We start from the raw sequence: 26889 nt of genomic DNA, 5'->3' as shown, positions 1-26889 counted from the left end.
GTCCCTGGCGCAGGACAGCGAAAGGGACGGACCCGGGGACGCATGCTCGCCCCGGGCCCGGCCCGCATTCGGATTCGTCAGGCGGCGGTCAGGTGCAGCACCAGCGCCTGCACCGGCCACAGCCCCGGCAGTTGCAGGCCGACCTCGGCGAGGACGCGGCCGGGGAGCTCGACCGGTTCGCCACCGAGCCAGGCCGGGGTCGTCCAGCCCCACTTGGCGTCGCCGATCTCGCTTCGCACCGTGACGTGGTAGCGGCGGTCGGGGTCCAGGCCGTCGAGGCACAGCCGCTCGGCCTGCGCCTCCTCCAGCGAGGCCACCGTGGCGACGGTGAACACCGCCTCCGAACGGTCGGGCGCCACGACGCCCCGCACGCGCAGCGCCGGGTCGCACGAGTCGAGGTGGACGACGCTGCCGGTGTGCAGCAGCGACCGCAGTTCCTTGTACAGGGAACCGAAGCCCGTGATCCGCTCGGTCTCCTCCTCGTCGCAGGACAGGATGTCCCACTCGAATCCGGCCGAGCCCTGCAGCGAGGTCGCGATGCGGTACGGCAGCGATGTGGCCCGCCCAGTCGAGTGGGCGGGGGAGGGGCCGACGTGCGCGCCGATGAGCTCCGGCGGGAGCACCAGCTCGGTCCAGCGCTGGATCTCCTGGCGTTCGACCGGGTCGTTGGAGTCGGAGGCCCACACCCGGTCGGTGTACTGGAGGATCCCCAGGTCGGTACGGGCACCGCCGGAGGAGCAGGACTCGATCTCCAGGCCCGGGTGGTCGGTCTTGAGCCGCTCGATCAGGCGGTAGGCCGCGCGGGTCTGCTCATGGACGCCCGGGGCGCCGTCGTGGACCGCCTCGACCAGGTCCCGATTGTGGTCCCACTTGATGAAGTCGATGCCAAGGCGCTCGACCAGGGCGGACATCTGCTTGCAGATGTACTCGTACGCTTCGGGATTGGCCAGGTCCAGCACGTACTGGGTGCGGAAGGACAGCTCCGCGGGGGAGGGCACGGAGGCCGGGTTGGCCAGGAGCCAGTCCGGGTGGCTGCGTGCCAGGTCGGAGTCCAGGTTGACCATCTCGGGTTCGAACCACAGCCCGAACTGCATGCCGAGGGAGTGGACGAGCTCGGCCAGCGGTTCGAGGCCGTCCGGCCACACCGCGGCGTCGACCTCCCAGTCGCCCAGGCCGACCCGGTCGTCGCGGCGGCCGAGGAACCAGCCGTCGTCCAGCACGAACCGCTCGACGCCGACGGCCGCCGCCTTGCGGGCGAGCTCGGAGACTCGGGCGGGATCGTGGTCGAAGTAGACCGCCTCCCAGGTGTTGAGCACCAGCGGGCGCGGCGAGGCCGGGTGGTGCGGGCGGGCCCGCATCCAGGTGTGGAAGCGGTCGGCGATGCCGTCGAGACCGGCTCCAGACCAGGAGAAGTACGCCGTCGGGGTGCGGTGGGACTCGCCGGATGCCAGCCGGATCTCGCCGGGGCGCACCAGCTCGCCCGCGCCGAGCGCGGTGACGTGCTCGGTGGCGCGGTCGGTGCGGTGGCGCACGTCCGCGCTCCAGCCCAGGTGCACCGCCCACACGTCGCCGCCGCGATTGCGCGGAGTTCCATTGGAGGCCAAGGTGACCCATGGGGCGTCGTGTCCGCCGCGGCCACGCCTGGACTCGCGGATGGTGGTGCCGCGCGGCATCGGGGTCGTCAAGGGGGCCTTCTCGCGGGCCCAGCGGCCGGAGAACGTGGTGACGTGGTCGGCCGCCTTCGGCACCGGCAGGGTCGCCTCCAACCAGGCGACCTCCACCGCTTCGCCGCCGGTGTTGTGGAGCTCGTGGTCGAGCAGGACCAGCCCGCCCGCGCCGATCTCCAAGCGCACGACCAGCTTCAGGCCGGCGGTCTCATCGACGGCCACGACCTCGGCCGCCGCCTCACCGGTCGCATCGACCTGGGCGCTCCAGCGCGGATAGAGCGGCCGACCGCCCCGGGTGGCGAGCAGGCCCGGTCGACCCGACCAGCCGTCGGAGTCCTGCGGCACCAGGGGAAGCCGCCAGGCCGCGTCGAGCGTGCCCGGTGCGGTCTGGCGAAGGGCCGCGCGGTCGAGCGCGGCCAGGTCGGACGCCTCGAGAGGACCGAGGTCGCGTCCCCAGTGGATCACTGAGGGCAGGCCCGTGCTCGGATTGGAGAGGATCAGGGCGACGCCGTCGCGGCGCAGCAGGGTCCAACTTCGGGTGTTCATCGGTCTCCTTCAGAGGTCGGGATGGTTTCCAAGGCATCCGCCGATGGCCGGGGAACCCGGGCATCGATCGGCATCGTACGCAACACGTGGAGCGCGCCGCCGATCGCGGCGGCAGTGTCGACGTTGGTGGATATGAGAACCTCAGGGCGGCTCAGCGTCCGGCTGAGCGCGCGCAGTTCCAGCTCGGCGGCGATGTGCCGCCGGTACAGGGGTCCGGCGGTCACGAACGCCGGACCGGCCAGGACGATCGTGTCCAGGTCGAAGAGGTTGACGAGCGTGACCGCGGCCTGCCCGATCCAACGCGCCGACCGCTCCAGCAGCGCGCCGGCGGCCTCGTCCCCGCCGCGCCAGGCCCGGGCCACGCGTTCGAAGTCGACCAGGGTGGTGTCGTGCGCACCCCGGACCCCGAGTCGTTCGGCCAGATCCCCGTCCGCCAGCACCTGATCCACCACCGCTCGCGGGCCCGCTTCCGCCTGCGCGCAACCGCGATTGCCGCACACGCACGGCTCCCGTCCCTCGCTGAGGGCGACGTGGCCGATCTCGACCGCGTTCGAGGCGCGGCCCCGGTAGCTCTCGCCGTCCACGATGACGCCGCCGCCGATACCCGAGGCCATGTAGATCAGGCCGAAGGTGTCGGTGGGAACGGCGCCGGCCCACTGCTCGCCGAAGGCCGCCGCCGTGGCGTCGTTCTCCAGCAGGACCGGGAGTCCGAGCCGCTTCGACAGCGTCTCGGTGAGTGGGAACTCCAGCCATTCGGGCTCGGGCTGGGCCGTCAGCAACACGCCCCGCTCCCGGTCCTGCGGACCGTGGGTGACCAGGCCGGCGCCCAAGACCCGGTCGGTCGGGACGCCTGCGCTGCGCAGGAGCGCGGTGACGTGTTCGGCCAGCGCGGCGAGCGTCGTCTCCGGTCCGTCGCCGCCCGATCCGCGCAGGCTGGCGCCGGCGATCCGGTCGCCGGCGAAGTCGAGCACGACGATCGTGGTGGTGGTCAGGTCGACCTGGATGCCGACGGCGTACCAGGCGCCCGCGTTGAGTTCGAGGAGGCGTCGGGGCTGGCCGCGGCCCTGCTGCTGGTCGCGTCCGGTCTCGTGGACGAGGCCGTCGTCGATGAGGCGGCGCACGACATTGGTGATGGTCGCGGGCGTCAAACCGGTGCGCTCGGCGAGCTCGACGCGGCTGAGGGTTCCCCGCGTGCGCAGGAGGTCGAGCATGCGGCCGGCGGTGGTGACGCGGCCGTCCTCGATGTGGGGCATGTCGGGTGCTCCTTGCACGGCGTTCATCGAAACTTCTTCTTGACACCTTTAATTTAACGCGTTAATAATAGTTCCGACGCTCGGTACGGGCGCCACCCCTCCAGTTCCGCGGGCGACGAGGCCCCGGATTCGAAAGGACGAAGATGTCACTCAATACCGGAATGCGGCGTCGCGGCGCAGGTGCGCTCGCGGCTGCGGCCTCGATCGGCCTGCTGCTGTCCGCCTGCTCGGGCTCCAGCGGAAACGGCGGCACTGGGGACCCCTCCACCCTGGTCGCCTACACCGGTCAGGCCGGCGACTACCAGATCAACTTCAACCCCTTCTCGCCCTCCAAGATCGGTGGCCTCGGCACGATCTACGAGCAGCTCTTCTTCTACAACAAGGCCGAGGTCGCCGAGCCCGTGCCGCTGCTGGGCACCGAGCAGGCCTGGAACGAGGACGGCACCGAACTCTCCCTCACCCTGCGCGAGGACGTCACCTGGAGCGACGGCGAGGCGTTCACCGCCGACGACGTCGTCTTCACCTTCGAGATGGTGAAGGAGAACCCGTCGATCAACAGCGGCGGCTTCGACGGCGAGGTCACCGCCGTCGACGACACCCACGTCACCTTCACCTTCGCGGACCCCGCGTTCGTCAAGGGCCCCGACCTGATGGGCAACACCCCGATCGTCCCCGAGCACCTGTGGAAGGACGTCAACCCCGTCGAGGACGTCGTTGAGAAGCCGGTCGGCACCGGGGCGTACGTGCTGGACGAGTTCAAGCCGCAGGCGTTCACCTACCAGACCAATGCGGACTACTGGGGCGGCGAGCCGGAGATCAAGAACATCCGCTTCGTCGCGCTCTCGGGCAACCAGGCCGGCGCCGACGCGATCGCGGCCGGGACCATCGACTGGCAGACCGGTCCGATCCCCGACATCCTCAACACCCACGAGAACTTCCCGAACTACGACGCCTACACGCAGTGGCAGAACCAGATGACGCTGTCGACGTGTTCGAGCGCCGAAATGGGTTGCGAAGGGCCGCAGACCGATCCGGCGGTGCGGCACGCGCTGTACTACGCGATGGACCGCACGCAGCTGAACAACCTCGCGTTCATGGACACCGCCGCCGCGGAGTCGCCGGCGTTCACGCTGACCCCCAGCCAGGACGGCTTCGTCTCGGACGCCGTCGAGGAGAAGACCGTGCCGATGGAGCCCGACCCGGGCCAGGCCTCGCAGATCCTGGAGGAGGCCGGCTGGGCCAAGGGCGAGGACGGCATCTACGAGAAGGACAGCGAGCGCCTGTCGCTCACGGTCGAGGTCGTCACCGGCTGGACCGACTACATCACCGCGCTGGACACGATCGCCTCCCAGGCCGCCGAGGCCGGTATCGAGGTCAAGTCCTCGCAGTCGTCGTGGAACGAGTGGACCGAGAAGAAGGGCTCGGGCAGCTACGAACTCGTCATCGACTCGCTGTGGCAGGGCCCCGCGCCCGACCCGTACTACGTCTACAACTACTTCTTCGACTCCAGCTCCGGCGCGAAGGTCGGCGAGAGCGCGGGCAACAACTACGCGCGCTACAACAACCCCGTGGTGGACGAGGCCGTCGCCGAGCTCGCCCTGATCGACCCCGAGGACGCCGAGGCGCGTCAGCCCCACTTCGACACGATCCAGGAGGAGATCGTGCGCGACATGCCCTACATCCCGGTCCTGACCGGTGGCACCACGAGCGTGTGGAACACCTCGAAGTTCTCCGGCTGGCCCTCGGACGACGACCTGTACGCCTTCCCGGCGGTCTGGTCGGCCTTCGACGCCGCCGAGATCTTCAAGCGCCTGGAACCCCAGGGCTAGATGGGTGGTCGCCGATTGTGCAGGAGCATTGCCCGGTCTATTTTCCCGCTCCCGTCGTTATCGAACATCCGTTTACAACTTTCGGTAGGCGGACATTCGGACGCCTAGGGAGCGGAAAAATATCCTCGGGCACTGCGGGCCTCCCCAATCGACGACCACCCATCTGGCACCCCCGTCGCCCCCGAAGGAGAACGCCTTGAGCTACTTCCTGCGCAAAATCGGCTTCTACGCCGTCGCCCTGTGGGCGGCCCTGACGCTGAACTTCGCGATCCCACGTCTGCTCCCGGGCAACCCGGTCGACATCCTGCTGGCCAAGCTCCAGCAGCGAGGCGGCACGGTGAGCCCCGAAGCCAGGAAGGCCTATGCGCTTCTCCTCGGGGGCGACGACTCCGAACCACTGTGGAACCAGTACGTCCGCTACCTGAACAACCTGATGCACGGGGACCTGGGCGTCTCGGTCAGCTACTACCCGGCCCCGGTGACCGAGGTGATCGGGCAGTCCATTCCATGGACGATCGTCCTGGTGGGGCTCTCGACCATCATCGCCGCGATCCTCGGCGTGGGCCTCGGCGCCTTCGTCGGGTGGAAGCCGGGCACCTGGCTCGACTCGCTCATCCCCGCCACCACCCTGCTCGCGGCCGTGCCGTACTTCTGGCTGGCGCTGCTGCTGACCTACCTGCTGGCCCGGGTGCTGGGGTGGTTCCCGTTCCAGGGCGGCTACGACGTCGTCCTCACGCCCGGCTGGAACCTCGAGTTCATCGGCTCGGCGATCCAGTACGGCTTCCTGCCGGCGCTGACGATCGTGCTGGCGTCCATCGGCGGCTGGCTGCTGGGGATGCGCAACATGATGGTGTCGACCCTGTCGGAGGACTACATCCTGACCGCCGAGGCGAAGGGGCTGACGCCGCGCAAGATCCTGCGCTCCTACGCCTCCCGCAATGCCGTCCTGCCGTCGGTGGCCGGCTTCGCCATCTCGCTCGGGTTCGTCGTCTCCGGCTCGGTCATCACTGAGCAGGTGTTCTCCTACCCGGGCATCGGCAGCCGCCTGCTGGGCGCGGTCCAGAACAACGACTACGCGCTCATGCAGGGCGTCTTCCTCTTCATCACCCTCGCAGTGCTGGGTGCCAACCTCGTGGTCGACCTGCTGTACGGCCTGATCGACCCGCGCACCCGCGCCCGGAACTGACGGGAGATCCACTCATGACGAACCTGAACTCCAAGGCCGTGGCCTCGGCGGCCGACAGCGCGGAAATGCTCGCCGAAACGGCTGAACAGGACGGCGGCCCCGTCCGCTCAGGCTGGCGGATGCTGCTGCCCACCATGACGCCCTGGCTGGCCGTCGGCCTCATCCTCATCGGCTCCATCACCCTGTTCGGCCTCCTCGGGCCGTTCCTGGTCGGCGACCCGACCACCATCCGCGACCAGGGACTGACCGGGCCGTCGTCGGAATTCTGGCTCGGCACCACCCAGACCGGCCAGGACGTGCTGGCCCAACTGGCCTACGCCACCCGCGGCTCGCTCCAGATCGGCGTCATCGTCGGCCTGCTCGCGACCGCCCTGTCGTCCTTCTTCGGCATCTACGGCGCCTACCGCGGCCGCGCCATCGACGAGGCCTTCTCGCTGCTCACCAACGTGTTCCTGGTGATCCCCGGCCTGCCGCTGGTCATCGTCATCTCCGGGTTCGTCCCGCAGGAGAGCCGCGGACTGTGGACGATCGCCGTGGTCCTGGCAGTCACCAGCTGGGCCGCCGCCGCCAGAGTGCTGCGCGCCCAGACGCTCTCGGTCCGCAGCCGCGACTACGTGGCCGCCTCCCAGGTCTCGGGCGAACGCTCCTGGCGCGTCATCGTCGTGGAGATCCTGCCCAACCTGCTGCCGGTCATCGCCTCCCAGTTCGTGTTCGCCGTCATCGCCGCGATCCTGAGTGAGGCCGGCCTGTCCTTCATCGGCCTGGGCGCCTCCAACTCCTCCACCCTCGGCACCATGCTCTTCTACGCGCAGAACGGGTTCGCCCTGCCGCTCGGCGCCTGGTGGTGGTTCATCCCGCCGGGCCTGATCATCGCCCTGTTCGGCATGGGACTGTCCCTGGTCAACTTCTCCATCGACGAGATCATCAACCCCAAGCTCAAGAACCTGCGCCTGCACCGCAAGCGCGCCCGCCGGGCCCTGCGCCTCGAACGCGAACTCGCCCGCGGCACCCGGGCCGAGAACCCGGCCGCCGGCCCCACCGCAGAGGAGTCCGCCCGATGACGATACCGACGCAAACCCGCCGCGCGGCCCGGACCGAACCCGTCCTCACCGTCGCAGACCTCACCGTCGTCTACGAGACCGACGAGCCGGTCACCGCCGTCAAGGACGCGGCCCTCACCCTCCACCGAGGCGAAATCCTGGGCCTCGCGGGCGAATCCGGCTGCGGCAAGACCACCCTCGCCTACGCCGTCAACCGGCTGCACCGCCCGCCGGCGCGGATCGCCTCCGGCCGCATCACCTTCCACGACTCCGACGGCACCGACACCGACATCCTGGCCCTCGAGGCCGACGAGCTACGCGCCTTCCGCTGGAACAAGCTGTCCATGGTCTTCCAGGGCGCCATGAACGCGCTCAACCCCGTCACGACCGTGCGGGCCCAGCTCAAGGACACCCTCCTGGCGCACCGGCCCGGCATGTCCCGCAAGGAGATCCGCGAACGCTCCGAGGACGTGCTGAACCGCGTCGGCGTCGACCCCCGGCGCCTCGGCTCCTACCCGCACGAACTCTCCGGCGGCATGCGCCAGCGCGTCATGATCGCCATGGCCATGCTGCTCGAACCGCAGATCATGATCATGGACGAGCCCACCACGGCGCTCGACGTCGTCGTCCAGCGCGACATCCTCCGCGAGATCGTCCGCCTCCGCGACGAACTCGACTTCGCCGTCGTCTTCATCACCCACGACCTCCCGCTGCTGCTGGAGATCAGCGACCGCATCGCCGTCATGCTCAGGGGCGAGATCGTGGAACTCGACACCGCCGAACGCCTCTACCGCGAAGCGAGCCACCCCTACACGCAGAAGCTCCTGGGCTCCTTCCCGAGCCTGTCGGGAGCGCGCGGCGCCTTCATCCGCACCGGCATCGATGAAACCGGCACTGACGAGACCGACACCCCCGCCGCCGACCCGATCGAGGAGCAGGCATGACCAGCGTCCACGTGACCAACCTGGTGAAGGACTACACGCTCCGAACGGGGCTGAAGCGGACCCGCCTGCGCGCGGTCGACCACGTCAACCTCGAACTCGTCCCGGGCCGCACCGTCGCGCTGGTGGGGGAGTCGGGCTCGGGCAAGTCCACCATCGCCAAGATCCTCACCCGAATGGAAAGGCCCACTTCGGGAACCGTCGAGGTCAAGCTCGACGACGGCACCGCCGTGTCCAAGGCGGGATACCGGCGCGAAGTCCAGATGGTCTTCCAGGACCCCTTCGCCTCGCTCAACCCGTTCCACTCCATCGAGCACCACATCGCCCGCCCACTGCGCATCCACGGCCGCACCGCCACCAAGCAGGAGACGCACGAGCGCGTGCTCGAAATGCTCGAGCGGGTCAACCTCTCCCCGGCACCGAATCTCGCGCCCCGCCGCCCCCACGAGCTCTCGGGCGGGCAGCGCCAGCGCGTCGCCATCGCCCGCGCGCTCGCCCCCGGCGCGAGGGTGCTCATCGCCGACGAGCCGGTCTCGATGCTCGACGTCTCGATCCGCCTCGGCGTGCTCAATCTGCTGGGGCGCTTGCAGAGAGAGGACCGGCTCGCCGTCCTCTACATCACCCACGACCTGGCCACGGCCCGCCACTTCTCCGACGAGATCGTGGTGCTCTACCGAGGCCGCGTGGTCGAACGCGGGCCCGCAGACGCGGTCATCCTCGACCCGCACCACGACTACACCAAGCTGCTGGCGCTGGCCGCCCCCGACCCCGAGCGGCCCGGCAGCATGACGGCGGACGAGCCGATCGATCGCGACGCCATCGACAACAGCGTCTGCTACGACCACTTCGCCGGTGAATGGCGTGAGGCCGGGGTCCCCGCCGCCGCGCAGTCGGAGGCGACCCGATGAACGAGATCCGCGAAAGTGCGGTGCCCGTGAGCATCCCCGCCAAGCCCCCGGCTCCGCCGCTGGTGCACCTCGCCGACGGCCTGGCCTTCGGCGGCGACTACAACCCGGAGCAGTTCGACAGAGCCGTGTGGGACGAGGACGTGCGCCTCATGCGCGAGGCCGGCGTCAACCTGGTGACCTTGGGCGTCTTCGCCTGGGGCACCGTGGAGGTCGCCGACGGCGTATGGGACTGGTCCTGGCTGGACGACGCCCTGGAGCTGCTGCACCGCAATGGGATCGGCGTCGACCTCGCCACCCCGACGGCCGCGCCGCCGAGCTGGCTCCTGGCCGCCCATCCCGACATCGCGCCCGTCCTGATCGACGGCTACCGCGAACCGCCCGGCGGGCGTAATGCCTGGTGCCCGGCCTCGCCGGTGTACCGCCGGTACGCGCTGCGGCACGTCGAGGCGCTGGCCGAGCGCTTCGGCCGCCACCCGGCCGTGCGCCTGTGGCACGTCGGCAATGAGCTCGGCGGCGGCAATGCCCGCTGCTACTGCGACGGCTCCGCCGAGGCGTTCCGCGAGTGGCTGAAGGATCGCCGCGGGAGCCTGGACGAGGTCAATGCCGCGTGGGGGACCGACCAATGGGGACACCGCTTCGGCCGGTGGGAGGAGATCCTGCCGCCGCGCGGACGCCACGGCGCCCCCAACCCCGGGCTGTTCCTCGACTACGAGCGCTACAACTCGGACGCGCTGCTCTCGCACTACCTGGCGGAGAAGGAAGTCCTGCAACGGCACTCGGACGCGCCCGTCACGACGAACCTGATGGTCGGCGCGGGAGCCCAGGTCGTGGACTACGCGTCGTGGGCTCCGCACACCGCCGTCGCCGCGAACGACCACTACACCCTGGTGGACGATCCGCTGCGGGAGCAGGACCTGGCCTTCGCCGGAGACCGGATGCGCGGAATGTTCTGTGACCGGCGCCCCTGGCTGCTCATGGAGAGCTCCACGGGCGGCCCGAGCTGGCAGCAGCGCAACCGCGCCAAGGACCCCGGTGAGATCGTGCGGCACTCCCTCGGGCACGTCGCGCGCGGCTCCGACGGCGCGATGTTCTTCCAATGGCGGGCGTCGACGGCCGGGGCCGAGCAGTTCCACTCCGCGATGCTGCCCCACAGCGGCACCCGCTCGCGCGTTTGGCGCGAGGTCGTGGAGCTCGGCGGCCACCTGCGCTCGCTCGCCGAGATCCAGGGGACCACGGTGGAGCCCGCGCGGGCCGCGATCGTGGTGGACGATGTCGCCGGATGGGCGCTCCGGCACGGCCTCAAGCCGCACCGCGCGCTCTCCTACGGTCGCGAACTGCGCCAATGGCATCGGGTGCTGTGGGAGCGGGGAATCCTGTGCGACGTGGTGTCACCCTGGAGCGACTTCGAGGACTACGACCTGGTCATCGTTCCCACGCTGCTGGTGGTCTCGGACGAGAATTCCGACGACGCCGCCCAGCGGCTGCGCGATGTCCCCGTTCACGGCGGCACCCTGGTGGTCACCTACCTCTCCGGCATCTGCGACGCCGACAACCAGGTGATCCCCGGCGGCTTCCCCGGCGCGTTCCGGGACGTCCTCGGCGCCTGGAGCGACGAGTTCTACCCGCTCCAGCAGGGCGAGCAGGTGACGCTGGACAACGGTGCCGCCGTGGAGGAATGGACCGAACGCGTCTACCTCGAGGGCGCCGAGCCGGTGCTGTCCTACGCCACGGGCCCGCTGGCCGGCGGGCCCGCCGTCACCCGCCACGCAGTGGGAGAGGGCGCCGCCTGGTACGTCTCCGCGCACCTGGCCCCCGAAACCATCGACGACCTCGCCGGGCGGCTCGCCGCGGAGGCCGGACTCGAGCCGGTGATCGAGGCCGGCCCCGGCGTCGAGGCGGTGCGCCGGGTGGGCCCCGGGGCCTCATACCTGTTCCTGCTCAACCACTCAGGCGCCGATCAGACCGTGGCCGCCACCGGGCACGACCTGCTCACCGGCACCGATCTCGGGCCCGTGCTCATCGTCCCGGCCGGGGGCGTGCGGGTGCTGCGCGAGAGCGCCGCCTGAAACGACCACGGGACCGACGCGCCCGAAGCATGACCGCTTTCCCACCGACTCGGAGGACCTGACATGACCTACCTGCCCTCGACCTTCCGCGCCCTCCACGAGGGTTGGACGATCACCGCCGCCGACCTGGCCGCCACCGCCCCCGAGGCCGTCGCCGGACCGCTCGCGGCCGGGATTCCGGCAGCCGTGCCGGGGGAGGCGCACCTGGACCTGGTCCGGGCGGAGCTGATCGCCGACCCGTTCGACGGCGACAATGAGGCCGCGCAGCAGTGGATCGGCGACACCGCCTGGCGCTTCGCCACCTCGTTCACCTGGACGGACGCGGGCGAGGACCGCCACGACCTGGTGGCCCACGGCCTGGACACCGTCGCCACAGTGGAGATCAACGGCACCGTGGTGGGGCGCACCGAGAACATGTTCCGCACCTACCGCTGGGACGTGCGCGAGGCGCTGCGCGAGGGCGAGAACACCCTCACCGTCACCTTCGCCGCGCCGATCCCCGAAACCGAGGTCCGGGCCGAGCGGGACGGCGCCCTGCCCAGCACCAACCACCACGAGTACAACCAGCTCCGCAAGATGGCCTGCTCGTTCGGCTGGGACTGGGGCATCGACGTCGCGGGCGCCGGGATCTGGAAGCCGATCGGGATCGAGTCCTGGTCGGGCGTGCGCATCGCGTCGGTGCGACCGCTGGTCGACGTCGTGGAGACCGACGGCGTCCTGTCCGCGCACGTGGAGATCGAACGCGCCGAAGGCGACTCGGCTCCGGTCCCGCTCGCCGTCACGGTGACCGGCCCCGCGGGCGAGGCGCTGGAAGCCCGCGGCACCGTGCCCGCCGGTGAGATGTCCGCGGTAGTGACCGTGACGGTCCCTGACGTCGAGCGCTGGTGGCCGGTCGGCCACGGCGACCAGCCGCTGTACCGGGTGGACGTCGACGCCAACGGCGAGGCCGCCTGGAGCGGCCGCGTCGGATTCCGCACCGTCGAGCTGGACACCGCGCCCGACCCGTCGGGCGCCCCGTTCAACCTCAAGGTCAACGGCGAGCTGGTGCTGGTGCGCGGCGTGAACTGGATCCCCGACCACGCCTTCCTGACCGCGATCGACCGTGACCGGTACGCCCGGCGGGTGGACGACGCGCTGGAGGCCAATATCAACCTGCTGCGGGTGTGGGGCGGCGGCATTTTCGAGTCCGACGACCTCTACGACCTCGCCGACGAGCGCGGCCTGCTGATGTGGCAAGACTTCCTCTTCGCCTGCGCCGCATACAGCGAGGATGAGCCGATGCGCGCCGAGATCGAGGCCGAGGTGCGCGACAATGCCACCCGGCTCAGTCCGCACCCGTCCCTGGTGCTGTGGAACGGCAATAACGAGAACACGTGGGGCTCGGTCGACTGGGGTTGGGCGCACCGCCTCGACGGCCGCGGCTGGGGCGACGCGTACTACTCGGAGCTGCTGCCGAGCCTGCTGTCCGAACTGGACCCGACCCGGCCGTACTCCCCGGCCAGCCCGTACTCCTTCGGCGACTACCGCTACCCGAACGACGAGCGCTACGGCACGATGCACATCTGGGACGTGTGGAACCGCGTCGACTACTCGGTCTACGCCGACTACCGGCCGCGCTTCGTCTCCGAGTTCGGCTTCCAGGCGCCGCCCGCATGGTCGACCCTCGCCGCCGTGGTGCACGACGAACCGCTCGACCCGTTCGGCCACGAGATGCTCGTCCACCAGAAGGCGAACCTCGGCAATGCCAAACTCCAGCGCGGCTGGCAGGGCCACCTGCCCGACCCGAAGTCCATCAGGGACTGGCATTGGACCACGCAGCTGAACCAGGCCAACGCCATCCGATTCGGCGTCGAGCACTTCCGGTCGCTCACGCCCCACAACACCGGGGCGATCCTATGGCAGCTCAACGACAACTGGCCCGTGGTCTCCTGGGCCGCCGTCGACTTCAATGAGCACCGCAAGCCGCTGTGGCACTCCATGCGGGCCGCGTACGAGCCGCGCCTGGCCACCCTCCAGCCGCGCCCGTCGCAGGCCGCTCTCGAGAACGCCTGGGAGGGAACCGTACCCGAGTTCGACACCCTGGCGCTCATCCTGGTCAACGACACCGGCGCGGACTTCTCCGGCTCGTTCACCATCACCCGCGAGACCTTCGACGGGACCGTCCTCGCCAAGGCCCACGCCGACGCGAGCGTGAGCGCCCGGGGCGCCACCACGATCACCGTGCCCGCCGAGATCGCCGCCTTCGGAGACGCGGGCGCCGAGGTGATCGTGGCGGCCCCGGACGAGGAGGGCACGGGCTTCCGGACCGCCTTCCGCCACGGCGCCGAGACCGTCGACCAGCGGTTGGACCCGAGCCCGCTCCAGGTGACCACCGAGTCCGTCACAGGGGGTTGCATCCTGCACATGAAGGCGACATCCTTTGCACGGGAGATCTTCTGCCACACTGACACCGTCGACCCCGAGGCGAAGACCGACGGCGGGATGATCACCCTGCGGGCCGGGCAGATCGCCCGGATCCGCGTGACGTCGCCGAACGGCGGCGCCCCTGAGGCCTTCGCGGCGGCGCTGCGCTGCGCCAACGACCTGCTCTGACAACGTCTTTCGCTGCAAACGACCTTCTCTGACGAGGTGACGAGAACGTGATACTCCGCTGGTCCACCGGTGACCTGCTTTTCGAATTCACGGTGGGACCCGACGTCCCGGTGACGCTGGATTCGCTGCTCCCCGCAGCCTGCGCCCCGTACGGCCTGGACCTGATCCCGGACCCCGATCCGGGCCGCATCGACACCCCGCCGCTGGTCGAGGTGCAGGCGCTCGGCCACGGGCGCTTCCCCGGCAGCCACCGCTACAGCTCGACGGTGCTCGGATCGCGGCTGCGCTACACCTCGCACGAGACGGTCGACGGCGCGCTCCACCTCCACCAGACCGACGACGTCACCGACCTGCGCGTCACCAGCGTCATCAGCCCGCAGGGCCGGGTGGTGCGCGCCTGGACGGTGCTGCGGGCCGGGTCCGCGCCGGTCACCGTCCAGGCCGTGACCTCGCTGGTGATCGGCACCTTCGTCACCGACAGCTCGGTGGGCGTCGACGAACTCGACGTGCTGTGGGGCGACAGCGACTGGGTCGCCGAATCCCGCTGGCGGCGCTCGCCGCTGCGCGAGGTCGGCCTGCCCGCGATGGACCCGGCCGTCCACCACCACATGAACCGGGCCCGCATGGCCGTCACCACCCGCAGCTCCTGGTCGACCGGGGAGCGGCTGCCGACCGGGCTGATCGTCGAACGCGGCGGCGGGTACGGGCTGGGCTTCCAGATCGAGCACAACGGCGCCTGGCACTGGGAGATCGGCGAGGACCGGACCGGTGCGTCGCTGGCCTTGCTGGGGCCCACCGACGCCGAGCACCAGTGGAGCACCACGCTCGCGAGGGGGGAGGCCTTCGAGTCCGTCCCGGTGGCGGTGACGGTCGCCGACGCTCCGAACCCGGTCGACGCGGTGCTGGCGGAACTCACCTGGTACCGGCGCGCTCTGGTGGCGCGCACCGGAACCGCGGGCCACGAACGCCCCCTGCCGGTGATCTTCAACGACTACATGAACACCCTGATGGGCGACCCGACCACGGCAAAGATCCTGCCGCTGGCCGAGGCCGCCGCCCGGGCCGGATCGGACTACTACTGCATCGACGCCGGCTGGTACGACGACGCGGGCGGCTGGTGGGACGCCGTGGGGGAGTGGGAGCCGAGCGCGTCGCGCTTCCCCGGCGGCCTCGCGGAGGTCCTCGACCACATCAGGGGCCTGGACATGGTCCCGGGCATCTGGCTCGAACCGGAGGTCATCGGGGTGCGGTCCCCGCTCGCGGAGCGCCTGCCCGAGGACGCGTTCTTCCAGCGCGGCGGGCAGCGGGTCGTCGAGCACGGCCGCTACCACCTCGACATGCGCCACCCCGCGGCCGTCGCGCACCTGGACTCGGTGGTCGACCGCCTGATCGGCATGGGCGTCGGCTATTTCAAACTCGACTACAACATCATGCCCGGGCCCGGCACCGACGCGGGCGGCCTCGCGCCGGGAGCGGGACTGCTGGAGCACTGCCGGGCCTACCTGTCCTGGTTGGACGGCGTGCTCGCCCGCCACCCGGGCCTGCTGATTGAGAACTGCGCCTCGGGCGGGATGCGGGCCGACTACGCCACCCTCTCCCGACTCCACATCCAATCGACTTCGGACCAGCAGAATCCATTGCTGTACCCGCCGATCGCGGCGGCCACCCCCGCCTCGATCCTCCCCGAGCAGGCCGGCCACTGGGGCTACGCGCAGCCCGAGATGAGCTGGGAGGAATCGGCATTCACCCTCACCGCGGGCATCACCGGGCGGCTCTACCTCTCCGGACACCTCGCCACCATGGACGAGGAGCAGCTCTCGCTCGTGGCGAGTGGCGTCGCCGCACACCGCGAACTGCTGCCGTTCTCCGCCACCGCCGTCCCGTCCTGGCCGCTCGGGCTCGACCACCGCGGCCCCTGGCAGACATTCGGCCTGAACCGGGACGAGACCACCGTCCTGACCGTGTGGCGCCTGCCCGGCGCGCCCGACGCCCTCGAACTCCCCCTGCCCGCCCTGCGCGGACGCGAACTCGATTGCCGGCAGCTCTTTCCCGCACCGGAAACCGGTGGCATCGGGGCATGGGACGTCGCCTGGGACGCCGCATCCGGCGTCCTGCGCGTCGAAACGGACGTCCCGGCCCCGACCGCGCGCATCCTGCGCCTCCACGGTCCCGCGGACCGCGCCCCGAAGGACCAGCAGTGACCCCTTGGATCAATCAGGCGACCCACCGGGACTGGCTCGGCGCCGAAACCCTGCGGCTCCTCGCCTTCGGCTCCCGCGCCGGACTCCCCGAGGGCGGCGGCGCCTACCTCGACGCCGTCGGCAAACCCGATGCCGCGCAAGGCGTGCAGACGTGGATCACCGCCCGAACCGTCCATGTCTACTCGCTCGGCCACCTTCTCGGCGTCCCCGGGAGCGCCCCGGTCGCCCATGCCGCCATCGCCGGCCTGGTCGCCCGACTGCGCGACCCCGAACACGGCGGCTGGTTCCACGCCCTCGACTCAGGCGGCGTTCCCGACCGGGACGCGGGCAAGTCCTGCTACGACCACGCCTTCGTCCTCCTCGCCGCGGCCTCCGCCACTCTCGCCGAACGCGGCGGCGGCCGTTCCCTGCTGCGCCAGGCGTCGACCGTCTACCTCAAACGGTTCTGGGATGACGAGGCCGGGCTGCCGATCGACCTGTGGGACAACGCCTTCACCCGTCCCGACGACTACCGCGGTCTGAACTCCACCATGCACTCGGTCGAGGCGATGCTGACGGTGGCCGACGCCGTCGAAGCGCCCGAGGCCGCGCAGTGGCGCGAACGCGCGGCCCGCGCGGCCCGCTTCGTCGCCCGACTCGCCAAGGACCACGACGGCCTCCTCCCCGAGCACTTCGGCCCCGACTGGACCCCCGACCTCGAACTCAACCGAGACAGGCCCGACGATCCGTTCAAGCCCTTCGGCGCCACCCCCGGCCACGGCCTCGAATGGGCCCGACTGCTGCTGCACGTCGAAGCCGCCGGGGGCGAGGACGACGAGCTGGCCGGGGCGGCGATGCTCCTGTTCAATCGGGCGGTGGCCGACGGCTGGGCCCCCGACGGGACGGAGGGCTTCGTGTACACCGTGGACTGGGACGGCGCTCCCATGGTGCGCCAACGCATGCACTGGGTGCTGGCCGAGGCCATCGCCGCCGCCGCCGCGCTGCACCGCCGCACCGGTGAACGCCGCTACGCCGACTGGTACGCCGCCTGGTGGAACTACGCCGAGGAGCACCTGATCGACCGCGACGGCGGTTCGTGGAGGCACCAGCTCGATGAGCACAACCGCCCGGCGACCACGGTCTGGCCCGGCAAGCCCGACCTCTACCACGCGATCCAGGCGACGCTGCTGCCCCGGCTGCCGCTGGCGCCGATGCTCGCCCGCGCGGTGCGCGACGGCATGATGGACTCGGCGCAGGCCGGAACGAACGCGGAGGCGAAGGCATGAACGAACGAGCGGACTCACCGGGAGCGGTGATCGTGATCGGCGAGACGCTGATCGACGTGCTCCCGACCGCCGACGGCGGCGTGCGCGAGCTCCCCGGCGGCAGCCCCGCCAATGTGGCCGTCACGCTGGGGCGCCTCGGCCGCGCCCCGGTGCTGGTGACGACCCTCGCCGACGACGAGCGCGGGGCCGCGGCCCTGCGCTGGCTCCAGGACTCCAAGGTGCAGATGGCGGCAGAGACCCCGGCGACCGGCCGCACCTCCACCGCCGTGGTGCACCTGGCCGAGGACGGCTCGGCGAGCTACGACTTCGACCTCACCTGGGACCTGGACTCCGCCTTCCTCGCGCGGACCCCGGGGATCGACGGCGCCGCCGTCGTGCACGCCGGATCCATTGCGACCGTGCTCGATCCGGGCGCCTCGGCCGTGGAGGAGACGATGCGCGCCGCGCGCGGCAGGGCGCTGGTGACCTTCGACCCCAATGCGCGCCCGGCCATCACCCCGGACCTCGCGCCGGTGCTGGAACGCGTCGAACGCCTCGTCGCCGCGAGCGACGTCGTCAAGGTGTCGGAGGAGGACCTCGCCTGGTATCACCCGGGCGCCGACCCGGTGGACGTGGCCCGCACCTGGGCGACGTCCGGGCCGGTCCTGGTCGTGGTGACTCTCGGCGAGGGGGGCAGCGTGTTCGTGCGCGGCGGCGGCGTCCTGCCCATCCCCGGCATCGCCGTGGCCGTGGCCGACACGATCGGCGCCGGCGACACCTTCATGGGCGCCCTCATCGACATCCTCATGGACCTCGGCGCCCAGGGGCCGAAGTCCCGGGAGGTACTCGCGACCCTGGACGTGGAGGAGCTGCGTCGGGCCGCGTCGTGGTCGGCGACCGCCGCCGCGATCACCGTCTCCCGACCCGGCGCCGATCCACCCACCCGCGATGAGATCGCGAGCCGAATCGGGGTCTGACGGCACGTAGGCGCCCATTCGCGACGAAATCGCCCGCCGAATCGGGGCCCGAGGGCACCGTGCCGTCGTTTCCGACGGCGCGGTGAGCCCCGTCTGATATCGCTTTCACCAAGGCCCCCAAGCGATCCCGAAAACCCCCGCAACCTGGTGTTAACCGTGACCGAACTGTGCTCACGTCTCATCTTTCCAACCCTTTATCTATGGGTTAGATTTATCGCTGTCTTAACACAGTGCCGACGAAGAAGTCGGTGCCAGACCGCAGAGAGGCGGAAGACATGGCGGAAAAGATTCGTCGGCATGCCCGTGCCGGGATCGCCCTCATCGCAGTGATCGGGATGGCGGCCCTCACGACGGCCTGCCTGAGCGGCGGCGAAGAGGACGACGGAACCCTCAAGATGGTCGTCTGGGGTGGCGACCTCGAGAAGGAGACCTACCAGGAGCGCATCGACCTCCTGGAGGCCGAGCACCCCGACATCAAGGTCGACCTGCAGCTCATTCCCTCGGAGCAGTACGAGCAGAAGGTCCAGACCATGATCGCGGGCGGCGACGGCCCGGACATCATGCAGGTGGCGGAGGGCGTCAACGTCTACTCCTCCAAGAGCCAGATCCTCCCGCTGGACGAATACGTCTCCGAGGCCGGACTCGACCTCGAAGAGCGCTTCGGCCCCGCTGTCGGCGAGCTCTACTCCTATGAGGACCAGGTCTACGCGATTCCCGACCGCTCGGGCGCGATCATCACGTACTACAACAAGGACATCTTCGACGCGGCCGGGGTCGAATACCCCACCGCCGAGTGGACCTGGGAAGACGCCCAGTCCGCCATGGAGAAGACGACCTCGCCCGAGGACGGGCAGTGGGGCTACACCGGCGCGGGCTGGTGGGCGCAGTGGTGGAGCTTCGTCTACCAGAACGGCGGCCAGATCGTCGGCGACGACGGCAAGCCCGCCGTCAACTCCCCTGAGGCCGTCGAGGCGGTCCAGTGGGCCAACGACCTGGTCCACGAGAACCACTACGCGCCGACCGCGGCCGAGTACGCGGACATGGGCCCGGACATGGGCGGGGACCCGCTCTTCGCCTCCGGCGCGGTCGCGCTGAACACCACCGGGTTCTGGGGCATCGGCACCCTGCAGGAGGCCGACTTCAACTGGGGCATCGCCCCGCTGTGGGGCGGCGACCAGCAGGCCGCCACCGGCTTCGGCTCCGGCCTGTCGATCTCGCGCGACAGCGCCAACCCGGACAAGGCGTTCGAGGCGATCGACTTCCTCACCGACGTCGAAGGCCAGGAGGTCATCATCGACAAGGCGATGGACGTCCCCGCCAACATCCAGGTGCAGCAGTCCGAAGCCTTCCTGAAGCCCGAATGGGCCCCCGAGGGCCTGAACATGGGCGCCTTCGCGGAGTCCTCGGACTTCATTTACCAGGCGCCGTTCATTCCCCAGTGGAACGAGATGCAGTCGACCATCAACGACGGCCTCGAGACGTTCTGGTCCGAGGGCGGCGACGCCCAAACCGAGCTGGACGAGATTCAGTCGCAGCTTGAGACGGTCGTCGAGTAGGGCCAGGCCATGTCGTCGAATATCGTCGGCGATGCACTAGGTGCGGCGCGCAGCGCGCGCCGCACCGGTCGGCGTCGCACCAAGCTCTCCCGGCGCGGCAAGAAGGAGGCCTTCTACTTCTGGCTCTTCATCTCGCCGTGGCTCATCGGATTCGTCGGGTTCCTGCTCGGCCCCATGATCGCCTCGGTCTACATCTCCCTGACCGAATGGGACTCGTTCACCGAGCCCCAGTTCGTGGGGCTGGCGAACTACACCCAGGCACTGACCGAGGACCCGATCTTCTGGAAGGTCCTCGGCAACACCTTCTTCTACGCGCTGATCTCCGTGCCGCTCAGCCTGGTCATCGGGGTGTGGCTGGCGAACCTGCTCAACAAGCGGGTCCGCGGGCGCAAGATCTTCCGCACCCTCATCTACCTGCCCACGCTCGTCCCGCTGGTGGCGACGGCGATGGTCTTCAAGATGATCCTCGCGCCGTCCGGCCCGCTCAACGACCTCCTCGGCTGGTTCGGCATCCAGGGCCCGCAGTGGCTGTTGGACCCCAACTGGATCAAGCCCGCGCTGATCGTCCTGTCCATGTGGGGCGCGGGCGCGGCGACGGTGCTGCTGCTGTCGGCCATGAACGGCATCCCGCGCGAGCTCTACGAGGCCGCCGAGATCGACGGCGCCAGCTCCTGGCGCCAGTTCTGGGCGGTCACCTTCCCGCAGATCACCCCGATCATCTTCTTCAACCTGATCATGGGTCTCATCGGGGCGTTCCAGATCTTCTCGCAGGTCTACATCCTCGCCCCCGGCGGCAATGTCGGCGGCCCGGACAATGCCAGCCAGATGATGGTGACGCTGCTGTTCGACCAGGCGTTCTCCTTCTACCACTTCGGTTACGCCTCGGCGATCGCGTGGCTGCTGTTCGTCATCATCATGCTGTTCACGCTGATCGCGTTCCGCACGGCCCGCAAGTGGGTCTTCTACGAGTCGGAGGTGCGCTGATGACGGCGTTGGAAACTCCCGCAGTCGAAAGCCGGGTCGAACCCGAGCAGTCGGGCCAGGGGGGAAAGAAGGACGACGCCCAGCACTCGCGGCTGACGGCGTTCAAGGCCTCGCCCGCGACCTACGCGGTCCTCATCGTCATCTCGGCGGTGCTGTTCGTGCCGTTCGTGCTCATGGTGTCGATCTCGCTCGCGAGCGACCACACCAGCGCGCAGAACGCCTTCACGATCATCCCGACCGAGTTCACGTGGACGAACTTCACGGACGTCTTCACCGCGACGGGCCTGCCCGTCGGGCGCTTCGTCACCAACTCGGTCATCATCGCGACCCTGTCCGCGGTGGGCCAGGTGATCTCGTCCTCGCTCGTCGGCTACGCCTTCGCGCGGCTGCGCGCGCCCGGCAAGGGCATCATGTTCATCCTCGTGCTCTCCACGATGATGATCCCGATGCAGATCACCATGATCCCGCAGTTCCTGATCTTCAAGGAGCTCGGCTGGGTGAACACATACCTGCCGCTCATCGTGCCGAACTTCTTCACCAACGCGTTCAACGTGTTCCTGGTGCGGCAGTTCGTCTCCCGCATCTCCAATGAACTGGACGAGGCGGCACAGGTCGACGGGTTGGGCTACTTCGGCGTCTACCGCAAGATCATCCTGCCGATGATGTGGCCGATCCTCACGGCCATCGGGATCTTCACGCTCACGCACGCGTGGGGCGACTTCATGGGCCCGCTCATCTACCTCAACTCCGAGGAAGCGATGCCGCTGGCGCTGGGCCTCCAGTACATGACGTCCACGAGCAACGCCATGCAGCTGCCGCCGTGGAACCTCGTCATGGTGGGCTCGATCATCCTGACGCTGCCGATGATCGTCATCTACTACCTCGGCCAGAAATACCTCTACGAAATGAACCTCCAGGGCGGAAGCGCGGGTGTGAAGTGACCGATCTGTCCACTGAGGCCGTCGAACTCGGGGCCTCCGGGCTCGTGCTCGACGGCCGCGAGGAGGCGCTGCTGTGCGCCTCGCTGTTCTACTTCCGGCTCCCGCGCGAGGTGTGGGAGGCCCGGCTCGCGCAGGTCCGGGCCACCGGCTACCGCGCGATCGACGTCTACCTGCCGTGGAACTTCCACGAGACGGCCCCCGGGGAGTGGGACTTCGAGGGGCGCCGCGACGTCGGCGCGTTCCTCGACCTCGCCCACGAGGCCGGACTGGCCGTCATCGCGCGTCCCGGCCCGTACATCTGCTCGGAGTGGGACGGCGGCGCCCTGCCGTCCTGGCTGGCGCTCGAAGACGGGCTCCGGTTGCGACAGGCGGAACCGCGCTTCCTCGCGCAGGTCCGGAGCTGGTTCGACCGGGTGATGCCGCTGATCGCGGAACGCCAGTGGGGGCGCGGCGGCTCCGTCGTCGCGGTCCAGCTCGAGAACGAGCTCGACTTCTTCGACACGCACGACCGTCACGCCTACATCACCTCGTTGCGCGACATGGCGATCGAGCACGGCATCGACGTGCCGCTCGTCGCATGCGCGGGCCAGGGAGACCTGGTCGGCGCGACCGGCGGGGTCGAAGGCGTGGTCCCGGCGTTCAACTTCTACCCGGACGACCGCTCGGCCTTCGTGGAGCCCGAGGTGCGCCGGTACGCGGAGCTGGTCGCCGGGCGCGGGGAACCGCTGCTGGTGACCGAGACCAACCGCCACCACGCGACGCTGCGGCGCCTGCTGGTGAGCGGCGCGACGCTGCTGGCGCCGTATCTTCAGGCCTCGGGCTACGACTTCGGCTACACGCCGTCGGTCGGCAACTGGGGTGACCCGGGCGGGTTCATGACCCACGACTACGACTTCGGCGGATACCTGTCGCCGGTGGGCGAGGCGCGTTCCGCCACTTCGGAGGCCCGGGTCCTCGCGGCGTTCGTCCGCACCCTCGGGCCGGCCCTCGCCCGGGCCGTGACGCAGGCCTCAGACACCCTGCGCGTGAGCGTTCCGACCAGCGCCTCCCCGTCGCAGCTCGCGCTCGACGGCGGCGGCACGGTCACCGGCATCCCCAACCTCGGCGACGAATGGGGCACGGCCGTCATCGACGCCGCAGGTCTCTCCGATGTGGAGGTAAAGCTGCCGCCGTTCTCGTGCCTGCTGCTCGTCCGCGACCTGCCGCTGGCGCGCTTCGGCCTGCCCGGCACCCTGCGGCTGGCCTCGGCCGACCTCGTCGGCGCGGGCCCGGACGGCATCGAGCTGGCCTCGCTCGCACCGAGCGTGATCGCGCTCGAAGGCGCGGACGGCGTCAAGCTGGTCGAGCTGCGCGCTCCCCAGCCCGGCGCGTCCGTGCTGACGACGGTGAGTTCCGGCGCCGACCGGTGGGACCTCGTCGTCCGCCACCCCGACGACGTGCCGGCACCCGGCGACGTCCAGATCCCCGCGGCCGCGGCCGTCGGGGAACCGGAAGCCGTCACCGGCGTGGCCCGGCTTGACACCGAGACCCGTTCGGGGGCAACGAAGTCGTATGAACTGGCCCCGTCCTCCGAGTCCGTCGGCGTCTACCGTGGACGCACGCACTACGCGGCCTCGGTCCGGGGCGTCGGCGAGCTCCTGATCGAGGGCGCGAGCGACATTGTCGACCTCGCGCTCGACGGGCTCGCGCTGCCGACCGTGGCGCGGTTCGGGGCGACGTTCCGCGTGCCGGTCGACGGGGCCGGCGCCTTCGAAGCGACCGTGGAGACCTGGGGCCACTCGAATTTCGACGACTCGCGCCTGCCCGGCCTCGCGATCGGGTCGCTGCGCGGACTCGGCCGCGTCTGGTCGGTGGCCGCGAGCGAAGACGTCACCGCACTGTGGACCGTCGACGGCGGTGAGCAGTGGGCCGGCGACCCGGCGCCGCTGCGCACCCTCGGCGGCTGGAGCAGCACCCGGATCGGGCGTCCGGCGACCTATCGTCGCGCGCTGCCCGTGGACGGCACCAGCCACTACGCGCTGCACCTGGACGGACTCTCGCGCCCGTGCGAGGTCAGTGTTGACGGCACAGACTGGATGGTGAGCCCGGAAGACCCGTGGGTGCACCTGGCCCCCGGCGAGGGCGCCGACGTCGCGATCACGCTGCCGCACTGGCCCGGCTCCGAGGGAGGCGCGGCGCTGCTGCGCCTGGAAGCGGTGCGTGACTGGCAGGTCGAGGCGCAGCCCGACACGGCGATCCTCGCGCTCGCCGAGCAGCAGTCCGACGGCGAGGACGCACGGCTCCCGCTCGAGATCGAGCCGGGCGAGGAAACCTGGCTCGACGTCGAGGTTCCCGCGGGCGGGCTCTCGCTGCGGTTCGAGGGCGCGCAGGTGCGCGTCAGCGCGTTCGCGCGCGGCGAGCTGCTGGGACGGGTCTGGCTGGAGGACGCGGCGCGGCCGCGGTTCACGGGTGGGGATCCGGGTCGACTCTGGATTCCGGCATCATGGAACACGGGTGCGGTCCGCTTGTTGGTCCGCGGGACCGCGGGCGGTGTCCAGCCGTGTCTTGAGCGCGTGACCGCCGCCGCCACCCCAGAATGATCCAGTTAGCACCATTTCAAGGAGAAGCGTGTGGCCGGCAACAGGCGAACCTCGCGTGACATCCGCAGCGAGTCGCGGCTCGACGTCATGCATGCGCTGCTCGCGGCGGGTGAGACGAACCGGGGCGCGCTCGCGCGGTCGACGGGCCTGAGCGCGGCGACGGTCGCGACCGTCGTCAGCGACCTGCTCGCGGGAGGCATCGTCACCGAGGTCCGGCTGACCAGCGGACGAGTCGGCAGGCCGACGACGACGTTGCGGCTCAACGGGAACCGCGGCCGCATCGTCGGCGTCGACGTCGCCGAGACGTACGTCCGCGCGGTGGTCTTCGACGCCGCCCTGGACGAGCTGGCCCAGACCGAGGTCGCCACGGACGAGCACCACGACGAACCCGACTACGTCATCGACGCGATCGTGAACGCCCTCGACACCGCGCTCAAAGCGGCGGACGCGACGCGCGATGACGTGCTCGGCGTGGGCATCTCGCTCCCGGGCGGGATGCAGCACTGGGCGGAGGTGTCCGTGGTCGTGCCGAACGCGACCTGGCACCACATCGACCGCCTTCGCGAGCGCATCGGCCTGCCGATGGTGGTGGACAACCCGCTCAAGGCGATCGCGACCGCCGAGCTGTGGTTCGGCGAGGGGCGGCGGCGATCCAGCATGGTCACCGTGAACCTGGGCACCGGAGTGGGCGCGGGGATTGTCCTGGAAGGCACGATCCTGCGCGGTTCCCAGAACACTGCGGGGGAGTGGGGCCACAGTCTCCTCTCCTTCGAAGGGCGCCGGTGCCGTTGTGGGCGTGACGGTTGTGTCGAGGCGTACGTGGGCGTCGCCGGCATTCAGCGGACGCTCTCCGAGATCGACCCGGGCCACCCGTTGGCCGCCGAGCCCATGCAGCGCGAGTTCATCAAGGCCCTGCCCGCCGCGCTCGAACAAGTCCCGCCGGACCCCGCCGTGGCGGAGACGATCGAGCGCACCGCCCGCTACCTCGGCTCCGCGATCGCCGACCTCGTCGCCATCGTCAACCCCGAGATGGTCACCCTGACCGGCTGGACGGCCTGGGCCCTGGGGGACCACCTGGTCCCGGCCGTCAGGCTCCGGGTGCTCCAGGAGGCGCCTGGGGACTCGGCGGCCGACCTCGACATCGCGGTCTCCTCCGTCCGAGGCGGATCGGTCGCCACCGGCATCGCCACCATCGCCCTCGAACGGTTCCTCGGCGACGTGGGCCTGCTGACCACCAGGGTCCCGACGGCGCTATAGCTACTCGGCCCGGGCGGCTCGGACCCGGTCGAGCGAGCCGGTCTCATCACCACGAACGAGGAGGCCCCGAAAGCGGCGATGGAGTGGCGGTGGGCGGTGGGCGGTGCGTCGCCGGGCTCGGGTGGTTCTTCCGTTGACGTTCAGGCTCTCAGCGACGGAGTGGCGGGGGGCTTGGGCTGGGTAGTCTGCCGGGGCCGGGGCCGGGGCCGGGGCCGGGGCCGGTCGTGGGTTGGGGTTCGGGCGCTCGGCGATGGAGTGGTGGCAGTGCGGTCGTCGGTGCGTCGCAGGGCCCGGCAGTGATTCCCTTGCGGTTCAGGCGGTCAACGAAGGAGTGGTGAAGGAACCGGTCCCGGGTGCGCTGTCGAGGTCGGGCCGGTCTTTGGTCGGTGTTCAAGCCGTCAGCGATGAAGCGGTGGCAATGCGGTTGCCGGTGTGCCGCCGGGGCCGGCCGGTCGTTGGTTGGGGTTCGGGCCTTCAACGATGGAGTGGTGGAAGGTCGGTCCTGGGTGCGTTGCCGAGGTCGGACCGGAATGCGTTGCGCCGGGGCCAGGCTCGGCAGAGCGGCGACCCGGGCGGGGCCGGTGGCTTCCGCGGCCTGACCGTCCGTGCGGGGCTGTCGGCGGGGGCAGGCGCGAGGCGCCGTCGAGCTCGAGCTCGGGTCCGTCTTGGTCGTCATGGTCGTCATGGTCGTCATGGTCGTCATGGTCGCCTTGCCTCCTTCCCTTCCCGTGTCCCGCTTCGTGCATCACACATCGGCCTTCGGCTCTCGGGCCTCGGTCTTCGTGCCTGTCGGTCGTGCGCTTCCCCCGGGGGGCTTCGCGTCTCGGACCGGTCCGTTCCGGCCCGGTGAAGCCCACCGAGGCGCCTCTCGCTCGCCGGTTCGCCCGGGAGCGCGTCAAGCCCGCCCAGGAGCATCCCGCTGACGGGGCTCCCGTTCACCGGTCCGTTCCGCTGACCGGCTCCGTTCCGGTGGAACGTTGCCGTTCAACGAGCGTCCCGCTGACCGGTCGGTTCGGTCGAAGGCTGCCCCGCTATCGGGGCGTGCTGACCGGCCGGTCCGGCCGTGTCCTGGTCGCTTCCCTCCCGTGTCCCGTCTGGTGTGCAGGCGGGTTCGGTCCGGGA

At 70.3% G+C, this 26889-nt stretch carries 17 protein-coding genes; 15 read left to right on the top strand and 2 right to left on the bottom strand.

Going from position 1 to position 26889, the window contains the following annotated elements:
• Nucleotides 1-77: 77 nt before the first annotated feature.
• Together FAB82_RS24695 and FAB82_RS24690 are read right to left on the bottom strand one after the other, a co-directional pair.
• Nucleotides 78-2213, bottom strand: coding sequence for an alpha-galactosidase (locus FAB82_RS24695; protein WP_136537231.1), 2136 nt, complete (start codon nt 2211-2213; stop codon nt 78-80).
• Entirely contained in the window at nt 2210-3493 is a 1284-nt protein-coding gene (locus tag FAB82_RS24690; protein WP_136537230.1) for an ROK family transcriptional regulator, read from the bottom strand. Before FAB82_RS24690 ends, FAB82_RS24695 begins: the two co-directional genes overlap by 4 nt.
• 116 nt (nt 3494-3609) lie before the next feature.
• Between FAB82_RS24690 and FAB82_RS24685 the strand changes: the two genes are divergently transcribed.
• The 15 genes from FAB82_RS24685 to FAB82_RS24615 all read left to right on the top strand — a co-directional run bounded on the left by FAB82_RS24685 (nt 3610) and on the right by FAB82_RS24615 (nt 25767).
• Nucleotides 3610-5295, top strand: a complete 1686-nt coding sequence (locus FAB82_RS24685; RefSeq protein ID WP_136537229.1) for an ABC transporter substrate-binding protein — start codon at nt 3610-3612, stop codon at nt 5293-5295.
• A 196-nt stretch (nt 5296-5491) separates the two neighbouring features.
• On the top strand, nt 5492-6481 hold the full coding sequence (locus FAB82_RS24680) for an ABC transporter permease (RefSeq protein WP_136537228.1): 990 nt from the start codon (nt 5492-5494) through the stop codon (nt 6479-6481).
• Nucleotides 6482-6495: 14 nt separating this feature from the next.
• Entirely contained in the window at nt 6496-7542 is a 1047-nt protein-coding gene (locus FAB82_RS24675; RefSeq protein ID WP_136537227.1) for an ABC transporter permease, read from the top strand.
• Nucleotides 7539-8465 (top strand): ABC transporter ATP-binding protein, encoded by a 927-nt coding sequence (locus FAB82_RS24670; protein ID WP_136537226.1) that lies wholly within the window; start codon nt 7539-7541, stop codon nt 8463-8465. The genes FAB82_RS24675 and FAB82_RS24670 overlap by 4 nt, the downstream gene beginning before the upstream one ends.
• Nucleotides 8462-9370, top strand: coding sequence for an ABC transporter ATP-binding protein (locus FAB82_RS24665; RefSeq protein WP_136537225.1), 909 nt, complete (start codon nt 8462-8464; stop codon nt 9368-9370). Before FAB82_RS24670 ends, FAB82_RS24665 begins: the two co-directional genes overlap by 4 nt.
• Nucleotides 9367-11436 carry a beta-galactosidase gene (locus tag FAB82_RS24660; protein ID WP_136537224.1) on the top strand — a complete coding sequence of 690 codons (2070 nt, stop codon included), beginning with the start codon at nt 9367-9369 and terminating at the stop codon, nt 11434-11436. The genes FAB82_RS24665 and FAB82_RS24660 overlap by 4 nt, the downstream gene beginning before the upstream one ends.
• A gap of 63 nt (nt 11437-11499) precedes the next feature.
• A complete protein-coding gene (locus FAB82_RS24655) occupies nt 11500-14028 on the top strand; it encodes a glycoside hydrolase family 2 protein (protein ID WP_136537223.1) in 2529 nt (842 codons plus the stop codon).
• A 47-nt stretch (nt 14029-14075) separates the two neighbouring features.
• The gene (locus FAB82_RS27675; RefSeq protein ID WP_136537222.1) at nt 14076-16229 is read left to right on the top strand and encodes a glycoside hydrolase family 36 protein; all 2154 of its coding nucleotides are present in this window, start codon (nt 14076-14078) and stop codon (nt 16227-16229) included.
• On the top strand, nt 16226-17494 hold the full coding sequence (locus FAB82_RS24645) for an AGE family epimerase/isomerase (protein ID WP_211116836.1): 1269 nt from the start codon (nt 16226-16228) through the stop codon (nt 17492-17494). The genes FAB82_RS27675 and FAB82_RS24645 overlap by 4 nt, the downstream gene beginning before the upstream one ends.
• The gene (locus FAB82_RS24640) at nt 17491-18450 is read left to right on the top strand and encodes a carbohydrate kinase family protein (protein WP_136537220.1); all 960 of its coding nucleotides are present in this window, start codon (nt 17491-17493) and stop codon (nt 18448-18450) included. The genes FAB82_RS24645 and FAB82_RS24640 overlap by 4 nt, the downstream gene beginning before the upstream one ends.
• Nucleotides 18451-18725: 275 nt before the next feature.
• On the top strand, nt 18726-20006 hold the full coding sequence (locus tag FAB82_RS24635; RefSeq protein ID WP_136537219.1) for an ABC transporter substrate-binding protein: 1281 nt from the start codon (nt 18726-18728) through the stop codon (nt 20004-20006).
• 9 nt (nt 20007-20015) lie between these two features.
• Nucleotides 20016-20990, top strand: coding sequence for a carbohydrate ABC transporter permease (locus tag FAB82_RS24630; protein WP_136537218.1), 975 nt, complete (start codon nt 20016-20018; stop codon nt 20988-20990).
• Nucleotides 20990-21931, top strand: coding sequence for a carbohydrate ABC transporter permease (locus tag FAB82_RS24625; protein WP_136537217.1), 942 nt, complete (start codon nt 20990-20992; stop codon nt 21929-21931). The genes FAB82_RS24630 and FAB82_RS24625 overlap by 1 nt, the downstream gene beginning before the upstream one ends.
• A complete protein-coding gene (locus FAB82_RS24620; protein WP_168801759.1) occupies nt 21928-24510 on the top strand; it encodes a beta-galactosidase in 2583 nt (860 codons plus the stop codon). Before FAB82_RS24625 ends, FAB82_RS24620 begins: the two co-directional genes overlap by 4 nt.
• Nucleotides 24511-24540: 30 nt before the next feature.
• Nucleotides 24541-25767, top strand: coding sequence for an ROK family protein (locus tag FAB82_RS24615; RefSeq protein ID WP_211116835.1), 1227 nt, complete (start codon nt 24541-24543; stop codon nt 25765-25767).
• Nucleotides 25768-26889: the final 1122 nt, after the last annotated feature.

It is taken from the genome of Glycomyces buryatensis, assembly GCF_004912275.1.
Taxonomy (GTDB): domain Bacteria; phylum Actinomycetota; class Actinomycetes; order Mycobacteriales; family Micromonosporaceae; genus Glycomyces; species Glycomyces buryatensis.
The sequence above is the reverse complement of the archived record's forward strand: the minus strand, read 5'-3'. Positions and strand labels throughout refer to the sequence as shown.

Excerpts from the sequence above, each read along its gene's own strand:
- FAB82_RS24670 (WP_136537226.1), top strand. The coding sequence starts at position 7,539 with ATGACGATACCGACGCAAACCCGCCGCGCGGCCCGGACCGAACCCGTC.
- FAB82_RS24635 (WP_136537219.1), top strand. The coding sequence starts at position 18,726 with ATGGCGGAAAAGATTCGTCGGCATGCCCGTGCCGGGATCGCCCTCATC.
- FAB82_RS24640 (WP_136537220.1), top strand. The coding sequence starts at position 17,491 with ATGAACGAACGAGCGGACTCACCGGGAGCGGTGATCGTGATCGGCGAG.
- FAB82_RS24665 (WP_136537225.1), top strand. The coding sequence starts at position 8,462 with ATGACCAGCGTCCACGTGACCAACCTGGTGAAGGACTACACGCTCCGA.
- FAB82_RS24660 (WP_136537224.1), top strand. The coding sequence starts at position 9,367 with ATGAACGAGATCCGCGAAAGTGCGGTGCCCGTGAGCATCCCCGCCAAG.
- FAB82_RS24630 (WP_136537218.1), top strand. The coding sequence starts at position 20,016 with ATGTCGTCGAATATCGTCGGCGATGCACTAGGTGCGGCGCGCAGCGCG.
- FAB82_RS24690 (WP_136537230.1), bottom strand. The coding sequence starts at position 3,493 with ATGAACGCCGTGCAAGGAGCACCCGACATGCCCCACATCGAGGACGGC.
- FAB82_RS24695 (WP_136537231.1), bottom strand. The coding sequence starts at position 2,213 with ATGAACACCCGAAGTTGGACCCTGCTGCGCCGCGACGGCGTCGCCCTG.
- FAB82_RS24655 (WP_136537223.1), top strand. The coding sequence starts at position 11,500 with ATGACCTACCTGCCCTCGACCTTCCGCGCCCTCCACGAGGGTTGGACG.
- FAB82_RS24685 (WP_136537229.1), top strand. The coding sequence starts at position 3,610 with ATGTCACTCAATACCGGAATGCGGCGTCGCGGCGCAGGTGCGCTCGCG.
- FAB82_RS24625 (WP_136537217.1), top strand. The coding sequence starts at position 20,990 with ATGACGGCGTTGGAAACTCCCGCAGTCGAAAGCCGGGTCGAACCCGAG.
- FAB82_RS24675 (WP_136537227.1), top strand. The coding sequence starts at position 6,496 with ATGACGAACCTGAACTCCAAGGCCGTGGCCTCGGCGGCCGACAGCGCG.